Consider the following 16,731-nt stretch of genomic DNA (forward strand, 5'->3'; position numbering starts at 1 on the left):
TAGAATTTTTGATAATTATTTCTTTTTCCCATTCAAATTATGGTAAGATATCGTACGATAACTTTAAGAAGGGAGTCCTACCGTGTCTCGTATTATTCAAGTTGATGAACGCCCCTCCATAGGCGAAAGTATTCCCCTTAGTTTACAGCATTTATTTGCTATGTTTGGCTCCACCGTGCTGGTCCCTATTTTGTTTCATGTCGATCCAGCCACTATTCTGTTGATGAACGGGATAGGCACTTTGCTTTATATTTTCATTACAAAAGGAAAGATCCCCGCTTTCTTGGGGTCCAGCTTCGCCTTCCTCTCCCCCGTTTTCTTCGTTCTCGATTCCAAAGGATATAGTTCGGCGTTAGGTGGATTTCTGGTGGTCGGATTGATTTTCACCTTCATAGCCTTGTTGATTCGTGTCGTGGGGACACGCTGGATTGACGTTGTATTTCCACCTGCTGCGATGGGAGCGATCGTTGCTGTTATCGGTTTAGAATTGGTGCCTACAGCCGCCGCTATGGCAGGCATTATTCAGCCGGCTAATTTAAAAGAAGCCTGGGTTCCCGATCCTATCGTTATATCGGTTTCTATTTTTACTTTTTTGGTAGGAGTCGTAGGTTCCATTGTCTTTCGCGGACTTTTGAAGGTCATTCCGATTTTGGTAGCCATTGTTGCCGGTTATCTGCTCGCAGCATTACTAGGTTTGGTACATATTGGAGAAATAGTTGGAGCTGCTCAGTGGATCAGACTTCCTACATTCTACAGCCCAACATTCGACCTCGCGAGTATTTTAATCATCGCTCCAGCTGCTTTAGTTGTCATAGCGGAGCATATTGGCCACTTGATTGTAACGGGGAATATGGTTGGAAAAGATTTATCCAAAGACCCTGGATTAAGCAGATCCTTACTCGGAAACGGCATCTCTACCATGCTGTCATCCTTAGTAGGTTCTACGCCAAATACAACTTACGGTGAAAACATCGGTGTCATGGCGATTAGCCGCGTATATTCGGTTTGGGTTATCGGAGGAGCAGCGATCCTGGCGATTGTGCTCTCCTTTGTCGGGAAAATATCAGCCTTGATTCAAACCATTCCAACTCCTGTCATGGGCGGCGTTTCCTTGCTGCTGTTTGGTATCATCGCCGCTTCGGGGATCCGCATGCTGGTAGAAACGAAAGTTGATTATTCCAAACCGGTCAATCTGGTTCTAACAACCGTTGTTCTTGTCATTGGGCTTAGCGGAGCAACGCTGAAATTAAGCCATTTTGAACTGAAAGGCATGGCCCTGGCCACCATCGTTGCCATACTGCTCAGTTTGTTCTTCAAACTGCTGGAGGTTCTCAAGCTTTCTAACGACTAATTTTCAAATGGTATAAAGAATGGCTACCCCTAATGTCTTAACAGACCTGTGGGATAGCCATTTTTTAAATATTAGTAACCGCTATCTCTGCTTCAAACTCCTAAAAACATGGATAGCATCAAAAAAAGGCTCGCTATAGCTGCCATCCTCCTGAACTGTCCAACAGGTTGCTAAAACAGAATGTGCAAACCCCCACGATAACATTCTTTTCTTGTCTAAGTTCAACTCTTTTACAAATATATCAATACGCTTCTCAATAACATGTGTTGAATCTCCATTAGGCAATTTATTTAATAAATATTGAATAACATCGTATTCTCTGTCGCCAATCAACCCTTTAGGGTCAATCGCCAACCAAGGTTCCCTAGCAGCCATTAAAATATTGTAATGATGTAAATCGCCATGAAGTAAATATGGTTTATCCGGCATAGCATTCATTGTAATATATGTGTTCACTGCTTCTTGAAGTATTTCCTTTGTTATAGGACCGAGACCTTCTGTATTTCTCTTGCTAATATTTAATAATTTCTTTTCCATATGTTTAGTTGTTGGAATGTTAGTTGAATGGGTAGGTGCATGAATCCATAATTTCTTCATCACTTGTGAGGCTGTCTGAGCAGCTTCCTCCTCATTTTCTAAGGAGGCTAGCGTTTTCCCAGGAATTAATCGTTCAAGAATAAGAATTCCTCTTGCGATATCAACATCAATGATTTTGACAATGCCATTCCCATTAAAAAGTGTAAGGGCATCGACTTCAGATTCGAATTCATCACCTGGAATGACGAGCTTTATCACAACTTCAGTTCCGTCTTTCCGTATGGCAGGAGCCACAAAATTAAAAGATAAATCAAACGGGGTCATGATTTTGATTTGCCAACGCTTTTCGCAATCATTAATAAGCTTGTCAAAATCTCTCAACCATTCATCAGCTTTATCCTTATGGACGTCTCTTAAGGTTTGAACGAATTGTTTTGGTAAGCTGCTCATCATTTTTCCCCCTACGGCACTTATCTATAAATGAGAATGGTTTCATCTAATATAGGATTTGTTTTTACCTGAATTTTTTATTAAAATATATAAATTCGCTAACCATTTTGCAAAGAAGGAACAACATATGCCTTTTCTCAGATTTAAAGGTTTTCAGAAGGAATTCATTTCTTCGATTTCAAGTACGGTCATCCAACAATTTTCGAAATTAACGGGCGTCGTCCAAGAAAAAATAAAAATCGAACTTCTTCTTGTGGAACAATTAAATAATTCTCCCCTCTCATTAGAAATATATATGTTCCCGAGAGATCAGGAATTGCATGATAGCATTGTTAAAGAACTCTATTCGATTCTATGTGAGCATGGCTTTCGCGATGTTCATATCTTTTTTATCCTGCTATCTCCTCAATTGTACTATAAAGAAGGACAACCCTTAGTATCCAATCATTCAGAACCTTTCTTAATAACATGAAGTACGTATACGGTGTTACAAGAACAAGAAAAGTCATGCATTTTGCGTGCCTTTTCTCTATTAATACCAAATCGAATAAAGCCGAAATATTTGTACGTCTCTTCCCACTTATTCAACGTTAAACTCCATATGCTTTTTCTCCTGTTTGTAATAATCTAATCTATCCTCTAAAGTACCTGTATGAAATTCGAATTTATGACCATCTGGGTCTGTGAAGTAAATAGACTTCTTATCTTTCTCATCTCTTGGACGGCCTGGCAGGATGTTAACCTGCAATTTCTTTAGTTTCTCATACAGATCATCAAATTCAGCTTCTTCAATTGAAAATGCAATGTGAGTGTAGGAAAGGTTTATTTCATTTCGAGGAATATGCTTTTCGACATTCAAGGCAATCCACATGCCATTCAGGTCAAAATAGGCCGTACTTCTTCCTTTGACCAACAACTTTGCATCAAAAACCTGTTGATAAAATGAAATCGAATTCTCTAAATTTGAGACCGAAAATAATAAATGATTCAAACCCTTTATAGACACGTAACCACCCCGGAATTTATTTATTTTTACTAACCATAGCTAGCTCCTTAATCATTTCAGCTAAATGCACAATACCCCATTCAAGCTCATGAAGCTTGGCGTAGGCATAGGAAATCCGCAGATAATTTCCCGCATTTCTATCATAAATTGAACCCGGGTTCAGCAAAATTCCTGCTTTCAAAGCACGCTCAAAAAGCATTTGCATGGATACATCCACAGTGAGGCGAACCCAAATGTAGAAACCGCCTGCTGGCACTGCCCATGTAGCAATCTCCATAAAATTGGTCTTCAACAACTGAACAGTGAAATCCCTTCTTCTCTTTAGTTGTTCCCTAACATAGACAAGATGCTCTTGATATAAGCCTCTACCCAGCCATTCGGCTGCTGCCCACTGGGATATCGAGCTCGAGCCGTAATCGTTCTGCATTTTGATATCAGCCAAACGTTCAATAACCGGTTCTGGGGCGACCACCCAACCAATTCGAAGTCCCGGACTTAAAGTCTTCGACAAACTCCCCAAATAGAGGACCAATGCATTAGGATCCCTTGCCTTTAATGGAAGTGGAGGCGGAATTTCAAACCAAAGCTCCCTATAGGCATCGTCCTCAATGATGGGAAGTCCCTCATCCGCACAGATTCTCATCAGCTCTTGACGTCTTGGCTCTGACATCAGCGTGCCAGTAGGATTATGAAAAGTAGGTATCGTATAGAGCAGCGAGGCGTTGTAGCCTTCTTTATAACGGCTAATCTGATTCGTTTGAATGCCTTCTTCATCCATGGGTAGACCAACCAGCTTAATTGCACTAGATTGAAACACATGGATAGAATACAAATAGGATGGCTTTTCCAGAAGGATGGAAGAACCTCGCTGCAGCAACCCGATGGATATGAGTTGTAACGCTTGGAGTGAGCCAGATACGATTAGAATGTTGGAGGGCGAAGTTTGAACGCCAATGCCATGCAAGTAAGCAGCTATCTGTTCCCGCAAATACGGATTTCCTTTAGGTTCTTCATAGCCGATAGTGAAAGGATTCACTGAAGACTCTTCAAAAATCTGTTTCATTTGGACAGAAGGAAGCAAATCTGGTGAAAGCTCTCCAGTACCCAAGCGGATAATGCCATCTTGAAATTCCGCACGGTTAATGTGCTGTATGGCAGGCTGGTTTGGATAATAAGTGCCGGCTTGCACATAAGAGCTCCAGTCTGGAGGAGGCGAAGCAGCTAAAAGGTTCCAAGAGTTATTGATGACTCTAGTCCCTCCTTTGGTGTTCCCCTCCAGTAACCCCTCGGCAATCAAATCGCTCAGTGCGGTCACAACCGTACTACGATTGACATCAAAGCGTTCAGCCAGCGCGCGCTGTGAGGGAATTTTGGTCCCAATCGCCCATTCGCCTAGCGATATTTTATTTTTTATAAAATCTTTAATCTGACTATATAAAGGGGTTTCCGACGATAAGTCCGGCTTCCAGTCCATGCTATGATCCTCTCCTAACCATTCAAATATAACATTTGGTTGGGTGAATCGCCATCCATTTGGAGGGAGACATCCGCTAGATTTTCTCTATACTTGTGAAGAATAGTCTAATTGATGGGAGAGATCGTTTTGTTGGAAATTGTTTTACATGGGCTTATTTTGGGTTTTGGGCTCATTCTGCCCATAGGGGTACAAAATGTTTTCGTTTTCAACCAAGGAGCCCGTGGGTCATCTTATCTTAAAGCACTGCCTGTCATCCTTACGGCGTCGGTTTGTGACACGATCCTAATTTTATTAGCCGTCTTAGGTGTTTCGTTCGTCGTACTCACCTTCGCCTGGCTTCAAGCAGCGCTCTATGGACTTGGATTCTTTTTCCTGTTGTATATGGGATGGGTACTTTGGAAAAGTAAACCTGGCTCAGTAACATCACACCGGGAAAATGAACCCAAAAAACAAATCCTGTTTGCAGCATCTGTCTCGTTAATGAATCCCCACGCTATACTCGATACGATTGGAGTTATAGGCACAAATTCCTTACACTATGTTGGCGGAGAAAAATGGGTGTTCACCGTCACCGTTATGCTAGTTTCCTGGCTCTGGTTCTTCGGTTTAGCGTTCGCAGGACGCCTTGTTGGCAAGCGTGATCCTAGCGGTAAATTCATTGCCAAATTAAACAAGGTTTCTGCTTGTTTGATATGGGCTGTAGCGGTCTATATGGGCATGCAATTCTTATAGAGGAACGGAGGATTTGTTGAATACTTTGAGCATCACTCTATGCTCACTTTAGGTTCTCGGATGAATGGATCTTAATCCTCGGCCGAGTGATGTTGTAGAAAATTTGTAGAAAATTACAATTACTACAACAATCGCTACGTCGGTAGCGTCTGATCCGCGCGTCCGTCCTGCGAAAGCGCGGAAACCGCGCTTAATGTGGAGCGCTCGAACAAATAAGCGCGAAAAACGCGCTTTCAGCGAGAGCTCCGCGAGCAGAAGCTCGTCGACAGCGTCTGAGAAGTCGAAAATCGACTTCTCAGCAGCCTGACCCGCGCGTCCGTCCTGCGAAAGCGCGTAAACCGCGCTTAATGTGGAGCGCTCGAACAAATAAGCGCGAAAAACGCGCTTTCAGCAAGAGCTCCGCGAGCCGAAGCTCGTCGGCAGCGTCTGAGAAGTCGAAAATCGACTTCTCAGCAGCCTGACCCGCGTGTCCGCCCTGTGAAAGCGCGGGAACCGTGCTTAATGCAAAAGCTCGTCTTAAATGAGCAGGTTGTCCTCCGACACCTGCTCATTATTTGTTTCATTCCACCCAAAAATCTAAAAAAACTACAAAAAAAACTAAAAACACTGGCATACCTGTGGGTAGATAGGAGCGCTATACTTAAGTCACATCAAATGAAAGCACTTACAAAGGTAGCGAGAGGAGGTCCGCTTTACGATGAGAATACTTCGAAAAATTGCTCTCGGTATCGATTCATGTATCGAGTCTGCTGCCCTCATCGGTTTGCTTAGTATGATCATCATCGTCACCGTACAGGTCATGACCCGCAAGCTGTTTAACTTCGTATTCTTCTGGTCGGAGGAAGTGACCATGCTGCTTCTTATCTGGTTTTCCTTCATGGGAATTGCGATTGGCTTTCGTGAGAAGCTGCATTTGGGCATCGATTCCTTCACCCACAAGCTTCCAGCTTCCATCAATAAAGCGCTTGATAAAGTCATCGAGCTTGTCATTCTCGCTTTCGGTTGCTATCTCGTATATTTTGGTTGGGACTTCACCGTCATGATGAATGAATCAGAGTTACCGGCGACGGGTCTGCCTAACAGCACACTGTATGTCATCATGCCGATAACCGGCGTCATGACCTGTGCCTATGCCCTCCTCCAGTTGTTTGGTATCGAGACGAAGCGGCATCAACATATCAAAGAAGGAGGTCCCGAATAATGGATCCGACCATCGCTATTATTATCCTAACTATCACCTTCGTTGGTCTGATCGTTCTCCGCTTTCCGATCTCGCTCGCTTTGGCAGGTTCTTCCCTGCTCACCTTACTTTACTTGAAAGTCCCTCTGGCCACTGTGGGCCAAACGATGATTCAAGGGATGAACTCTTACTCCCTCCTGACCATCCCTTTCTTTATCCTGGCCGGGCAAATTATGAGTGAAGGCCAGATGGCATTGCGGCTTATCAATCTCGCGCAAGTTCTTGTTGGTGGCATCCGCGGAGGTTTAGCCATGGTCAACTGCGTCGCTTGTATGTTCTTCGGGAACATCTCCGGGTCAGCCATTGCCGACGTCTCCTCCATCGGCTCGGTCATGATCCCGATGATGAAGAAAAAGGGTTATGACACCGATTACGCCGTTGGTGTTACAGTCTCTGCCGCCATTCAAGGCGTTGTGGTGCCGCCAAGCCACAACCTCGTGCTTTATTCCCTAGCGGCAGGCGGTGGAATCTCTATCGCATCGCTTTTTCTAGCGGGCATAGTCCCGGGCTTGATTCTATGTGTATCGCTGATGATCACGAGTTATATCATCGCCATCAAGCGCGGTTATACGAAGAGCGAAGCTGTTCCCGTGCGAGAAATTCCAAAGATTGTACGCGATGGCCTGCTTTCCCTTCTGACAGCCGTCATCATTCTAGGCGGTATATTCACGGGATGGTTTACGGCTACAGAAAGCGGCGCGTTAGCTTGTCTATACGCCTTTATTCTCACCTTTCTCGTGTACCGAGATATTCCCGTAAGTCGGATGTGGATTATTCTCCAACGTACATTTCGAACCGTAGCCATGGTGCTCTTCCTGATTGCTGCCTCCGCTACCTTCAGTTGGGTATTAGCCTTTCTCAAAGTTCCCGGCATGTTAACGGATTGGATGCTGGGCATCACAGACAGCCCCATTGTCATTTTGCTGATCATCAACGTCTTGCTGCTCTTACTTGGCGCACCGATGGATATGGCTCCACTCATCTTAATCATGACGCCTATTTTACTCCCAGTTGTGACAGCGCTTGGCATGGATCCTGTTCACTTCGGCATTATTATGATGTTAAACTTAGGTATTGGATTGCTTACACCGCCCGTCGGAACCGTCCTCTTCGTAGGCTCTGCGATTGGAAATATTTCGATTTCTGAAGGCACCAAAGCCATGATGCCGTTCTTTTATGTCATGTGCGTTGTGCTCATGATACTTACCTATATACCTGGTCTCGTCATGTGGCTTCCAAACTTAATGAAATAAGGAAATAACTCAACTACTACGATAAAAAGGGTGAATATTCGAGATGAAAATAAAAAGAAAATACATCATAGCTCTAAGTACAGTGATTGGTACTAGTCTCTTGCTTGCAGCTTGCGGTGGCGGCAGTACACCGACGAATAGCGGTTCAACAACGACTCCTGGAGCCGCGAGCCCTGCAGCAGCAGCGAAGAAAGCCGATGGTCCTAAATTAAATTTCCGTCTGGCTGAAACACACCCAGCGGACTACCCAACCACACTAGGCGATAAGAAATTCGCCGAACTCGTCAATCAAGCATCGGATGGGCGCATCAAAATCGATGTGTTCCCTGCCTCCCAGCTCGGTGAGGAGAAGGCCGTCATCGAGCAAGTGCAGCTCGGCGCTATTGAATTCACACGAGTTAGTACAGGAGCACTTGGCGGATTCAACAAGCAGTATGAGGTCTTCAGCTTGCCCTACATTTTCGATAACGATAATCACCAATGGAAATTTCTAGAAAGCGAGCAAGGAACGAAACTGCTGGATAGCTTAGAGTCTTCTCGTATGAAAGGACTGGCGTATTACAGCTCAGGAGCTCGTCATTTCTATTCCAAGAAACCGATTAAAAGCATCGCCGATCTGAAAGGACTCAAAATACGCGTCATTCAAAACAAGGTCAACATTGATCTCATGAACGCACTTGGCGCGAATGCAACCCCAATGCCTTATGGAGATGTCTTCAATGCTTTGCAAACAGGTGTCATCGATGCCGCTGAGAATAACTATCCGAGCTACTTCTCTTCCAACCATTTTCAACAAGCCAAAAATCTCATTCTTGACCAGCACCAACGGGTGCCTGAAGTTCTTTTGATTTCTAAAGTAGCATGGGATAAGCTGTCTGCTGATGATAAAGCGCTTATTAAAAAGGCTGCCTTAGAATCCGTCAAAACACAAAAAGCAGAATGGGATAAATTCGAGAAGGATTCCGAAGCCAAAGTGAAAGCGGCGGGAGTTACGATTACGGACGTATCCGACCTTAAGCCATGGCAGGATGCTGTAAAGCCTGTTATCGAAAAGTATCGCAACGACTACAAAGAAACGTTAGAAGCTATCGAGAAAGCTAGAAAATAGCCATTCAAAACAAACTAAAAAAGGACATTCTAAGGGGTGCACCCCCTCAAGTGTCCTTTTTCATTTGACTTCATTTGGCTTCATCCAGCCTTCCGCCACATTTCCTATATTCCAAAGGGGAGCAGCCTATCAGCTTTTTGAAAGTACTGCTGAAGTAAGAAATATCCCCATAACCAAGCCGTTCCGCGATCTCAGACACTCGCAAAGACGTTTTAATCAGCAGCTTCTTCGCTTCCTCCATGCGCATTTCAATGACATAATCGACGAATTTGCCTCCCGTTTGCTGCTTAAAGAGCTGGCTTAAGTAGCTGGGGTTCAAATGTACCAAGGCTGCGGCATCGGTTAAGCTGATATCTTTCGATAAGTTGGAGCTGATAAACTGCTGCACTTGTTCAATGGCTGACAATTCATTCGTTCCGATTAGCGGGGAATCCGCCAACCGCCTCGCAGATTTCGTTGTCCTGTCTTGCATCCATCGGCCCAAACAATCTGCCATTGCCTCCATTTCCACAGGCTTCAGCAGATAGTCCTTTACCCCATAGCGTATCGCTTTCTGAGCTAACTGAAAATCGTCATATCCGCTTACTAGGATTAAATTGGCTGAAACTTGTGTCATCTGCTCCGCTAGAGCAATACCGTCCATGATCGGCATCTTTACATCGGAGATGACCAAATCAGCGTGATGCTTTTGCAGTGCATCAATCGCCTCCAAACCATTCGCGCATTCCTGCACGATTTCGAAAGGAAGCTTCGTTTGTTCCACGGCTTTGCGAAGCACGACACGAACCCATCTTTCATCGTCCACGAGAATGACTTTGTACATGACCTCCTACCTCCATTCCTCTCCGTAAGGCTTCAGCGGCAGCTTGATTCTCACTAGAGTTCCTGCATCTGCCTCACTATCAAGCTCCAGACCATAATCGTCACCAAACAGATAAGAGATACGCCGATGTACATTGACGATGCCGATCTGTGATACGGCCGTAATCATGTCCTTTTGCAGCAAATCGAGCTGTAATGCAAGGAGTTTGTCAGCCGGAATACCTACACCGCTATCCTGAATCTCCACAACAAATTGATGATCATTTACTTGAGCAGATGAAATGACAATATGAACAGGCTGTGCACTCGTTTCAATGCCATGAATGACACAATTTTCAACCAAGGGCTGCAAAGCGAACTTCGCGATGATTTGTCCTTCTGCCCATTCAGGGATCTGGAATTCATAGGTGAGTTTATCGTCAAACCTATATTTCTGAATTCGTAAATACATATCGCAAATCTGAATTTCCTGCTGCAAGGAGATCGTTGCCCCAGCATGATTCAAATTGTAGCGCAGCAGACGAGCAAGAGATGCAACAAGCACCGAGATGTCGGTCATATCCTTTTCCAGCGCCATCCCACGCACTGTCTCTAATGCGTTCATGAGAAAGTGCGGATTCACCTGCGATTGCAGCACTTTTAGTTCTGTCTCTTTTTGACGGAGCTGAAGATCCTTCTCTCGGAGCTGAGAGTAGTAAATTTCATCGAGCAGCACCTGGAGCTTTTCGACCATTTTATTAAAATCGTTCGTTAACTGCCCAATCTCATCCTTGGATTCGATGTCCACGCGAGCCTGAAAGTCGCCCTCTTTCACTCTTTTCATGAAAAATTGCAGCGCCCTCACAGGTCGAACGATACTCGTAGCAAAACCAATCCCAATCAAATAGGCAATCAGTAATGTGGCAAGGACCGTCCACCACATCGTACGCCGAATATACTCGGTTCCACGCGTCAATTCTTCTTCAGGGATCGTCGTCACCAACCGCCAATTCAAATAGGATGACAGGCTAAAGGTGTAGAAAGGCTTATCTCCTGTTTGCGCTTGGTAAGACCCGCTTTCCTGCTGCAAAATCCACTCTAACTGGTCCCAATTCGCCAAATGACCGATTTCCGTGTATTCAGGTGAATAAATATAGCGCCCGTAGGGGTCGAGAATGGATAAATACCCTGTTCGTCCAATGGTAACCCGTTCAGCAATCTCTTGAATCCGCTTGAAGTTGACTTCCATAATTAACGTTGCAACGGGCTCTAAGGTAAGTGGACTCACTAAGCGCTTCACGATGGAGAGAACAGGCACATATTCCAGCTCGTAGCGCTGAGAAGGCGGTCTGATGATCAACATAATATCGCTGTTGGAGGGGACACTGGCAAACCATGGCTCCTGAATTAGTTGAAGAGCAGGGGTCACATTTTTGTTCATGCTTGTATCCAAGACCGTCTGATTTTCCATAACAAGCATGATCCGAGAGATATCAGATCGGGAGTAAGCCGTATCGTTCAAAAGCTGCATCATGGGCTCGCGGATACCTGAACTCTTCACTTCCTGTTCGCTTGTCATCCTTAGAAACTGCTGCATCGAAGGATGATTCTGCATGCGAATGGAGTCGATCTCGAAATCCCGAATATAATATTCAATATGCAGCTTGACTTGCTCAATGATTTGCTTGTTGCTCAAGTTGGCTTCCTCGCGCAGCACTTCCGATGATTTCTGATAAGAAATCAGCCCCACCACAAGCAGCGGAATGACAACCAGCATGGCTGAATAGACGAGCAGTTTCACTGTCAGTGGACGATCACGCAAAAACAAGCTTCTGTAGAACCAGATCCAAGCTCTACGACCTCTTCTACTCATATGCAACCTCCTTTCCGCCGAATTTGTAAGCGCATTCAATGTTTAGGAAAGAAAAACCAGCTGCAAGCGCAACTGGTTACCGTTTTACAAGATCTTCGCGAATCGGTGTGAAAACATCTAACAATGCGGATTCTTCTAATGCTGTAACACCATGCTTAGCGTTACTTGGTATGTATATCGTCTGGCCTTGCTCGATAACGGTTGCCACACCATCTATGGTAAACTCAATTTTCCCTTTTAAGCAATAGGACATTTGTTCATGAACATGGCTATGTTGGTAACCAATGGCACCTGGCTCAAAGTGAACCTCCATCATCATTAAACCAACCTCAGCTTTCAGAATGCAGCGCTGAACGCCTGGCTCGGCTGCTTCCCATACACCAATATTAGACATCTGGCTTTCCCCTTTCCTAATTAAACGCTCTAACCAAGGATAAACGACTCCGTCGTCCTACAGGACGAGCGCGTTTGTCAAGGTAGATGCGAAGCAAAAGTATAAAACTTATACTTTCTTATCTACGAATAAAAGGACCGTAAGCGGTCCTTCACTTACTTTTTAATTATATCTGAAAAGCACCTAAATGAACATACTTGAATCTAAACGAACATTAAGAGTTAACCGCTGCGCGATCCTTCCCTTTGTCCGCTTCACCCGCATTTTTATTCGCAGCTTCACGATCCTGCTGCATTTCTTCCACCGTTTTCACCTTCAAACGCGCTGCACCTTCATAGCTGCGCGTAGGAACGAGATTCCCAGCTGCTAGACGTTGTTTTGCTTCTGCAATAGCCGCGCCATACTGAGGCAGCCATGCCTCCTGGGAGACCAACATTTCATCGACCATCTGCCATATTTCTTTGGGATTGCACACGGCTCCTACTAGCGGATCCATCATGAATGCTTGACGTAGCAGCTTATCATCGCCATGCACAGCAGCTTCTACAGCAAGACGCTGCACGGAAATACTCACATTGCATACCGCTGCCGGTCCAAGCGGCAAATCTCCTACATGCGGCATCGAGATGCCGTTGCGATCTACATAGCCTGGTGCTTCGATAATCGCATCATCAGGCAGATTCGAGATGACACCGTTATTGACTAAGTTGAAATGTCCGCGATACACGCGTCCTGTCTCAAGACCCTCTATAATATAGGAGCCATGCTCTTCACTGCGTTTCTCTGCTGCGTACACGAATGGCTTATCCTTCATCCAGTTCGGAAACTCCGTTTCGAACCAGTTGCGTCCCTCCGTGCAAACACGCAGATAGCCGCCTGTTTCTCCATTTATCCAGCTGCCCATGTCGATCCAATCTTGGATTTCGCTAGCACGCTTTCGGTACCAAGGCACATACTCGCTCAGATGTCCGTTGGATTCTGTACTATAGAAGCCAAACCGGCGCAGCATGTCGATACGCACTTTCTCCGTACGCGTGAACTCCGGATGGTTCTCGAAAGCTTCAAGCAGACCGCCTGTCAAATCTTGACCGTTGTGACGGATCTGCACATACCAAGTTTGGTGATTGATGCCTGCGCAAATAATGTCTACTTCCTTTTTCTCCAAACCGAATACTTCCGCGATTTGTTTATGCCCATGCTGAACGCCGTGACAGAGACCAATCGTCCGCACACCGCCGTATTTGTTGCAAGCCCAAGTCAGCATGGCCATCGGATTTGCATAATTGAGCAGCAGTACATCAGGCGCCGCCACTTCTCGGATATCTTGGCAAATGCGAAGCATTTCTGAAATGCCGCGCTGACCATACATAATGCCGCCAGCACATAGCGTGTCGCCCACACATTGGTCAACGCCGTATTTCAACGGAATATCCACATCAGTGGCAAAAGCCTCCAGACCACCCACACGAATCGTACATAAGACATACTTCGCATCTTTCAAAGCTTCTCTACGATCCGTAGTTGCTTGAATCTCAATTTTCAATCCATTTTCGCGAATATCTCGTTGGCACAGCTCCGTAACCATATCTAAATTATGTTGATTGATGTCTGTAAAAGCGACTTGAATATCGTGAAATTCAGATACTGCTAACAAATCTCGTAGTAGTCCGCGTGTAAATCCAATACTCCCTGCTCCAATAAAAGCTACTTTAAATGACATATCTATCATCCTCTCCGTCGTTAATCTACAATTCACATTGTATCAAGCACGAAAGAGAAAACGTTATCAAATTCCTAACTTCATTGCAGCTAGTTTGTCAAAAATTCTCACTTTTTTCTGGATAATCCCACTTCTGAGTATCCATTGATTTACGAAATTCCGTTGGGGTTAAATCCGTATAGTCTTTGAAAAGCATATGAAAATACTGACGGCTCCCAACCCCGATATAATCGCATATTTCAGAAATCGGCACATCTGTTTCGAGCAGCAGCATTTTGGCTTTTTCCATTCGAATCACGGTTAAATAAGCCATAAGCGTTTGCCCCGTTAACGATTTGAAAATCCGCTGTAAGTACCCGGGATGTAAATTTACTGCTCCAGCAATATCCTTCACTTGAATGTCGCGGTCATAGTTCTGATGCAAATAATCCATGCTCTGTTTCACATACCACTCACTTTGCGCCATGCCGCTGCTTGCTGCTTCTTGCCTAAGACGCGCAATTCGAATGAGCAGTTGAGCGATGAGCAATTGAACCATCGTTTCACTTTTGGCGGCTGCTTTATCCAGTTCAAGCACCAAGCCTTTCATAATATGATAAACCTCATCGGGGTCGCGCAGTACCAAATAAGGAGATTTGACCTCTAGTAAAGAAGCCAACAGCTTGTCTTCTGCAGCCAGTTGATGAATAGATGGAAATACACCCTTTTGGTAGGTAAAACGGAACTCTACATTTAGCATTCTGCAGGGGGCAGTCTCGTCAACGATCAATCGATGGGAGACATTGGCGTCCATAATAATGAACTCTCCCTTTTTGAGACTAACACTTTCGGATTGTGTAGGCAGTGTTTGGATTTCAACGTCGCAGGAACCTTGTATGGTATACATAATTTCTACAGCATCATGGCGATGAAAGGGCATATAGAAGCCTTGCCATTGTTTAAAATAATACGCCATCACCTGAGGACGGCAGTGATGCTCGGTCAAAAAAGCTGGGAAAAGGCCACCGTTATTCGGCATAGATATCTCCTTTCCCCCAAGATGAGGTCCTTATTTCTGAAGGCGTTTTACCTGTTTGCTGTTTCACCTGTCGTGCGAAGTGGTAGCTGGTTTGGAACCCGCTTCGTTGAGCAATTTCCGATATCGATAAACCTGTTTGGGAAAGTAACTCAACAGCACGCAGTACACGATAGTGCCACACATATTTAATCGGCGTCGTTTGCTCGTACTTACGGAAAAGCCGGACCAAATGTTCATCCGAAACTCCTGCGTGCGCGGCAATTAGAGGCAGACTCAAGTTTTCTTTAAATGTTTGATGAATGTAAGCTTTCGCACGTAAAACAGATGGATGAATGTCTTGCTGCAGCTGTGCCTTGGACAACTCGGATAGGAACAACTGAATCGCTGTGTGACCGAGACTTCGCATCACAGGCCCCGTATCTGCATGCTCGGATCGGATCGATAGCATAAGGTCTGTTATTCGGTTCAAGTGTTCAGAGATTGGGAGGCTAAACGGAACCTGCTCTAATGCTTTCACTTCATCCACAGATAATGGTTGGACCGCAATCCAACGATGCCAGCTCTCCTGCTCATCCGCAAATGTAAAATGCTCGATGTGTCCAGGCTTCAGAAGTGCAACATTGCCGGGCTCCAGTCGGAAGGGAACGCCATCAATGGTCACTTCCATAGCACCAGTATGTAATAAAACGAGCTGAATATCTTGTTGGATGCGGGGACCATACCTGCCGCCAGGTGGATATACAATCGTACCGACCGTAGCGGAATCGATATGATTAAAACTAAGATGTCCGAGCGGATTCGCCATGTGCTTCATCTCCAGAAAGCTGTGTCATCATTAAGGCAATTGTAACCGCCTGTAGGTAAAAAGAAAATCCCTTCGATGGGAAGGGATTTTGCACCTGAATTATCGTTTAAATAAAACTGGAAAGTACTCATTGGCAAAAGCTTGGCCGTGGTAAGGACGTGGCCCTAACAAACGGGAATTATCATGACGCTGCACGCCAGCACGGTAGCTTGTGCCACCCGGCATCAGATGCGCGACGACAGACATACGAGGCTCATTCGTCTTATTCGCACCGGACCCGTGGAACGTAAGAGCGTGATGGAAGCTCGCCTGACCTGCCTTCAGAATGCAGGGCTCCTCGACCCATTCGCGGCCTGCCGCAAATTTGTTCCTAAGCTCCTCCATGTTCGGATCGAAGAACGTGTTGCTATCAGGGATCAATCCCCACTTGTGAGAGCCGAGAATGGTCATCATCCCACCGTTGGTTAGATCCGTGTCCTGCAGTGCGATCCATACGGTCACCATATTCGGATTGCTGGAGCATTGCCAGTAGCCGTAATCCTGATGCCAGCCTACATTGCCTGATTGCGTCTCCTTGTCGCCGACACCTGGCTTATAAATAACTTGATCGTGCCACAGCCGAATTTCATCGGTTTCTAGCAGATCGGCTGTAAGCTCACCGATAAATGGATCTGTGACGGTTTTTCGGATCTCGTCATTAATCCACCATCCATTATCCAGCTTGCGTAATGAATCAGGGTTCGAGTTCGCACGGTAATGATTCATCGGAAGCCCATCGCCATCGTAATCGCCCGTCCAAACCCGTTCATGCGCATGTCGCAACCGCGCGATTTGATCATCGTCCAGCAGCTTCGGAGATATCCAATAACCGTCACGATTGAATGTATCCTTATCCTGAGCTGTAATCTTGTACGTTCTCTCTGCTTGCAAAGTCATCGTAAATTCCTCCTTCTATGTCTTGCTTTC

At 45.3% G+C, this 16,731-nt stretch carries 17 protein-coding genes; 6 read left to right on the forward strand and 11 right to left on the reverse strand.

Translation table 11 applies throughout. The features are described from left to right. The first annotated feature begins 82 nt into the window (after window positions 1-82). Window positions 83-1,351, forward strand: coding sequence for a uracil permease (uraA, locus tag G519_RS0104050; protein ID WP_029193594.1), 1,269 nt, complete (start codon window positions 83-85; stop codon window positions 1,349-1,351). An 81-nt stretch (window positions 1,352-1,432) separates the two neighbouring features. Here the strand turns inward: uraA and G519_RS0104055 are convergent, their stop codons facing one another. Next, window positions 1,433-2,341: an aminoglycoside phosphotransferase family protein gene (locus G519_RS0104055; RefSeq protein ID WP_084160008.1), complete on the reverse strand. Its 909-nt coding sequence runs from the start codon at window positions 2,339-2,341 to the stop codon at window positions 1,433-1,435. A 124-nt stretch (window positions 2,342-2,465) separates the two neighbouring features. Here G519_RS0104055 and G519_RS0104060 point away from each other — a divergent pair, with 124 nt between their 5' ends. After that, window positions 2,466-2,810, forward strand: a complete 345-nt coding sequence (locus tag G519_RS0104060) for a DUF1904 family protein (RefSeq protein ID WP_029193596.1) — start codon at window positions 2,466-2,468, stop codon at window positions 2,808-2,810. Window positions 2,811-2,918: 108 nt separating this feature from the next. Here G519_RS0104060 and fosM read toward each other — a convergent pair whose 3' ends face one another. Together fosM and G519_RS0104070 are read right to left on the reverse strand one after the other, a co-directional pair. Further along, a complete protein-coding gene (gene fosM / locus G519_RS0104065) occupies window positions 2,919-3,344 on the reverse strand; it encodes a FosM family fosfomycin resistance protein (RefSeq protein WP_029193597.1) in 426 nt (141 codons plus the stop codon). 16 nt (window positions 3,345-3,360) lie between these two features. Continuing rightward, on the reverse strand, window positions 3,361-4,818 hold the full coding sequence (locus tag G519_RS0104070; protein WP_036632008.1) for an aminotransferase-like domain-containing protein: 1,458 nt from the start codon (window positions 4,816-4,818) through the stop codon (window positions 3,361-3,363). 129 nt (window positions 4,819-4,947) lie between these two features. On the opposite strand from G519_RS0104070, the gene G519_RS0104075 reads away from it, so the two are divergent. Then, window positions 4,948-5,553, forward strand: coding sequence for a LysE/ArgO family amino acid transporter (locus tag G519_RS0104075; RefSeq protein ID WP_029193599.1), 606 nt, complete (start codon window positions 4,948-4,950; stop codon window positions 5,551-5,553). 48 nt (window positions 5,554-5,601) lie between these two features. On the opposite strand, the gene G519_RS0104080 is transcribed toward G519_RS0104075, so the two are convergent. Further along, window positions 5,602-5,919 carry a hypothetical protein gene (locus G519_RS0104080; RefSeq protein WP_029193600.1) on the reverse strand — a complete coding sequence of 106 codons (318 nt, stop codon included), beginning with the start codon at window positions 5,917-5,919 and terminating at the stop codon, window positions 5,602-5,604. A 331-nt stretch (window positions 5,920-6,250) separates the two neighbouring features. On the opposite strand from G519_RS0104080, the gene G519_RS0104085 reads away from it, so the two are divergent. From G519_RS0104085 to G519_RS0104095, 3 genes are read left to right on the forward strand one after another with little or no spacing between them, the layout of a single operon-like run. Further along, window positions 6,251-6,754 carry a TRAP transporter small permease gene (locus G519_RS0104085; protein WP_029193601.1) on the forward strand — a complete coding sequence of 168 codons (504 nt, stop codon included), beginning with the start codon at window positions 6,251-6,253 and terminating at the stop codon, window positions 6,752-6,754. Next, window positions 6,754-8,046, forward strand: coding sequence for a TRAP transporter large permease (locus tag G519_RS0104090; RefSeq protein ID WP_029193602.1), 1,293 nt, complete (start codon window positions 6,754-6,756; stop codon window positions 8,044-8,046). The genes G519_RS0104085 and G519_RS0104090 overlap by 1 nt, the downstream gene beginning before the upstream one ends. Before the next feature lie 43 nt (window positions 8,047-8,089). After that, window positions 8,090-9,154 (forward strand): TRAP transporter substrate-binding protein, encoded by a 1,065-nt coding sequence (locus G519_RS0104095; protein WP_036632010.1) that lies wholly within the window; start codon window positions 8,090-8,092, stop codon window positions 9,152-9,154. 70 nt (window positions 9,155-9,224) lie between these two features. Here the strand turns inward: G519_RS0104095 and G519_RS0104100 are convergent, their stop codons facing one another. From G519_RS0104100 to G519_RS0104130, 7 genes are all read right to left on the reverse strand, one after another. After that, window positions 9,225-9,977, reverse strand: a complete 753-nt coding sequence (locus G519_RS0104100; protein ID WP_029193604.1) for a response regulator transcription factor — start codon at window positions 9,975-9,977, stop codon at window positions 9,225-9,227. Between the two features lie 6 nt (window positions 9,978-9,983). Further along, on the reverse strand, window positions 9,984-11,828 hold the full coding sequence (locus G519_RS41640) for a sensor histidine kinase (protein WP_051253050.1): 1,845 nt from the start codon (window positions 11,826-11,828) through the stop codon (window positions 9,984-9,986). A gap of 76 nt (window positions 11,829-11,904) precedes the next feature. Then, window positions 11,905-12,222 (reverse strand): cupin domain-containing protein, encoded by a 318-nt coding sequence (locus G519_RS0104110; protein ID WP_029193605.1) that lies wholly within the window; start codon window positions 12,220-12,222, stop codon window positions 11,905-11,907. A 214-nt stretch (window positions 12,223-12,436) separates the two neighbouring features. Then, window positions 12,437-13,942, reverse strand: a complete 1,506-nt coding sequence (gene melA / locus G519_RS0104115; RefSeq protein WP_029193606.1) for an alpha-glucosidase/alpha-galactosidase — start codon at window positions 13,940-13,942, stop codon at window positions 12,437-12,439. A 97-nt stretch (window positions 13,943-14,039) separates the two neighbouring features. After that, window positions 14,040-14,960: an AraC family transcriptional regulator gene (locus G519_RS0104120; protein ID WP_036632011.1), complete on the reverse strand. Its 921-nt coding sequence runs from the start codon at window positions 14,958-14,960 to the stop codon at window positions 14,040-14,042. Then, window positions 14,950-15,765, reverse strand: coding sequence for a helix-turn-helix domain-containing protein (locus G519_RS0104125; RefSeq protein ID WP_127527854.1), 816 nt, complete (start codon window positions 15,763-15,765; stop codon window positions 14,950-14,952). Before G519_RS0104125 ends, G519_RS0104120 begins: the two co-directional genes overlap by 11 nt. A 99-nt stretch (window positions 15,766-15,864) precedes the next feature. After that, a complete protein-coding gene (locus G519_RS0104130; protein ID WP_029193609.1) occupies window positions 15,865-16,701 on the reverse strand; it encodes a phytanoyl-CoA dioxygenase family protein in 837 nt (278 codons plus the stop codon). Between the last annotated feature and the right edge of the window lie 30 nt (window positions 16,702-16,731).

The sequence above is a fragment of the Paenibacillus alginolyticus DSM 5050 = NBRC 15375 genome, from assembly GCF_000422905.1.
In the GTDB taxonomy this organism is placed as follows: domain Bacteria; phylum Bacillota; class Bacilli; order Paenibacillales; family NBRC-103111; genus Paenibacillus_E; species Paenibacillus_E alginolyticus.

Bases quoted from the DNA above. Each gene is read 5' to 3' on its own strand.
- G519_RS0104055 (WP_084160008.1), bottom strand. From the start codon at position 2,341: ATGATGAGCAGCTTACCAAAACAATTCGTTCAAACCTTAAGAGACGTC.
- G519_RS0104070 (WP_036632008.1), bottom strand. From the start codon at position 4,818: ATGGACTGGAAGCCGGACTTATCGTCGGAAACCCCTTTATATAGTCAG.
- melA (WP_029193606.1), bottom strand. From the start codon at position 13,942: ATGTCATTTAAAGTAGCTTTTATTGGAGCAGGGAGTATTGGATTTACA.
- G519_RS0104110 (WP_029193605.1), bottom strand. From the start codon at position 12,222: ATGTCTAATATTGGTGTATGGGAAGCAGCCGAGCCAGGCGTTCAGCGC.
- G519_RS0104060 (WP_029193596.1), top strand. From the start codon at position 2,466: ATGCCTTTTCTCAGATTTAAAGGTTTTCAGAAGGAATTCATTTCTTCG.
- G519_RS0104120 (WP_036632011.1), bottom strand. From the start codon at position 14,960: ATGCCGAATAACGGTGGCCTTTTCCCAGCTTTTTTGACCGAGCATCAC.
- G519_RS0104130 (WP_029193609.1), bottom strand. From the start codon at position 16,701: ATGACTTTGCAAGCAGAGAGAACGTACAAGATTACAGCTCAGGATAAG.
- G519_RS0104090 (WP_029193602.1), top strand. From the start codon at position 6,754: ATGGATCCGACCATCGCTATTATTATCCTAACTATCACCTTCGTTGGT.
- G519_RS0104095 (WP_036632010.1), top strand. From the start codon at position 8,090: ATGAAAATAAAAAGAAAATACATCATAGCTCTAAGTACAGTGATTGGT.
- G519_RS0104085 (WP_029193601.1), top strand. From the start codon at position 6,251: ATGAGAATACTTCGAAAAATTGCTCTCGGTATCGATTCATGTATCGAG.
- G519_RS41640 (WP_051253050.1), bottom strand. From the start codon at position 11,828: ATGAGTAGAAGAGGTCGTAGAGCTTGGATCTGGTTCTACAGAAGCTTG.
- G519_RS0104125 (WP_127527854.1), bottom strand. From the start codon at position 15,765: ATGGCGAATCCGCTCGGACATCTTAGTTTTAATCATATCGATTCCGCT.
- G519_RS0104100 (WP_029193604.1), bottom strand. From the start codon at position 9,977: ATGTACAAAGTCATTCTCGTGGACGATGAAAGATGGGTTCGTGTCGTG.